This window comes from Deltaproteobacteria bacterium (assembly GCA_018668695.1).
Classification (GTDB): Bacteria; Myxococcota; XYA12-FULL-58-9; order XYA12-FULL-58-9; family JABJBS01; genus JABJBS01.
On sequence record JABJBS010000219.1, the window covers coordinates 1 to 2,200 of the forward strand.

At 50.6% G+C, this 2,200-nt stretch carries 3 protein-coding genes; 1 reads left to right on the forward strand and 2 read right to left on the reverse strand.

All coding sequences use genetic code 11. The features are described from left to right. Both HOK28_11660 and HOK28_11665 read right to left on the reverse strand, forming a co-directional pair. The coding region (locus tag HOK28_11660) for an AAA family ATPase (protein MBT6433743.1) at positions 1-476 on the reverse strand (476 nt) is incomplete at its 3' end. Positions 477-553: 77 nt separating this feature from the next. Continuing rightward, a complete protein-coding gene (locus HOK28_11665; GenBank protein ID MBT6433744.1) occupies positions 554-1,216 on the reverse strand; it encodes an HAD-IB family hydrolase in 663 nt (220 codons plus the stop codon). Between the two features lie 131 nt (positions 1,217-1,347). Here HOK28_11665 and HOK28_11670 point away from each other — a divergent pair. Then, positions 1,348-2,200: HlyC/CorC family transporter (locus tag HOK28_11670; GenBank protein MBT6433745.1), on the forward strand; the 853-nt coding region annotated here is incomplete at its 3' end.

Consider the following 2,200-nt stretch of genomic DNA (forward strand, 5'->3'; position numbering starts at 1 on the left):
GACTTTAGGCCATCTATTTCAGAATAGGCATCAAGTATTTCAAGGTGTGTGTCCGTCATGAGTAGGCTCTGCTGCTCGTGCTGACCACTGATATCTACGAGGCCTCGGACAATTTCCGATAGTGTAGCGACCGTGGAAAGGTGCCCATTGATAAGAACCTTGTTGCGGCCTTTTTTGCCAATCACACGCGATATTAAAAGTAAGGCTGGATCATCCCCAACCAGTTCTCGTTGTTCTAAGCGGGCCCGAACGACTGGGTGCTGTTTAATATCAAATAGAGCTTCGACCCGAGCGGTGTCAGCTCCAGTCCTGACGACCTCGTTATTTGCGCGGGCTCCGAGAGCAAGCATGAGCGCGTCTACTAAAATCGATTTACCGGCACCTGTTTCACCCGTGACCACGGTGAAACCCGTTGAGAACTCGACTTCAGCCTGATCGATGATGGCAAAGTCGCGAATGCGTAGATTAAGTAGCATGAGAACACCCTTCTTTCTTATTGAGAGTGTTTAACACTTAACCCATGGGACTGACAACTTGTTCAGTGATCTTTTGTTCAGTGCGGCGAGATACCCCAATCACAAATGAGCCAACCCCGCCGACCCGCTTCTTGGCGAAGCTTTGGATCAGGGTTTACAGCCACGGCTTCACCGGCCGCCACCATCATCGGCAAATCAGTAAAGGAATCCGTGTAGAAGATTGAATCCTCTAAAGTTCCACCATTCGCTTCAAGGTATGCCTTAGCGAGGATAACTTTACCTTCGCCAAAACAAATGGGTTCAACGGGCTTACCCGTAAGTACACCACTTTGATCGACCTCTAGCCGAGTAGCCAGATAGCCGTCGAGCTCCATTTCACGGCTAACTTCACGTGCAACGTAAACAGTACTGGACGTAAGCAGCACAAGTTTGTCTCCACGCTCACGGTGCATCTTCATCGCAGCAAGAGCTCCAGGGCGAACTCTTCCGTGCATGCGTTTGGCGTAAAAATCATCCGAACGGCTTACTAGGTCGGCTTCCTTGGTTCCCTTGAGGTCTTCCATCGCCATCCGCAGAGGCCGGGTCATATCGGCGGCTAGGAAATGGTAGATAATAAGCCAACCAATTGCCTGAACCGTTTGCCAAATGCTTACACGACCCGCTTTGAATTCGTAGCGGAGCCATTGGGACCCAGAATTCACATCCATTAATGTCTTATCTAAATCAAAAAATGCGGTCATCACGCCCTGCTCTTTCCCATGCCTTAATAACCTCATGCCACACGAACAGGATTTCTTCGAGGGTAAAGTGGAGCACCTAAGCCTACATGAGGTCTTGACGGCAACCTCGATCCGCGCCACCGTATCTATATATGGATATACTTTCGTTATTGCTGGCCTTTTGCTTGGTGTTGCTAAACGGGTTTTTCGTTGCCACCGAATTTGCCATTGTTAAAGTCCGACCCAGTCGCATCGAGGAGCTGATTCGCTCAAAACGCTCGGGTGCACCCGGTGTCCGGCACATGGTCACGCACCTCGACGCTTATCTTTCGGCCACACAGCTTGGGATTACTTTTGCTAGCCTTGGGTTGGGCTGGCTTGGGGAGCCTGCGTTTGCTCGGCTTGTTGAATGGCCATTGATGATGATGGGTGTGGATGATCCCGTCTGGGTCCATCGTATCGCCATGATATTCGCTTTCGGCACCATTAGCTTCCTCCACATTGTAATTGGGGAGTTGGCACCAAAATCCCTCGCGCTCTTGAGAGCTGAGTCAGTCGCCGTCTTCGCCGCATACCCAATGCGTGTTTTTCACGCTCTCTTCTTTCCGTTTATTTATGTACTTAATGGTGTGTCCACATGGGTTCTAAAATGCATGGGTCTTATCCCCGAGGGTACCGAAGGAGATCTGCACTCCGAGGAAGAACTCAAGATTATTTTAGCCCAGGCACGTAGCGCGGGTCTGCTTGCCGGACCAAGGGCTGAGCTTCTTCAAAAGGCTATTGAATTATCAACCAAAACAGCCAGGCACATGATGGTGCCTCGAAACGAAGTCATCATCCTCGATATCAACGCGAAGTTTAGCGACAACCTTGAGCGGGTTCAGGGCAGCGAGCACTCGCGCTTTCCATTGTGCGACCGTGAACTGGACCAAGCACTTGGCGTGGTTCATATCCGCGACCTCCTCAATATGGCCAATTCGAATCCAAATGGCTCCATTCAGGACA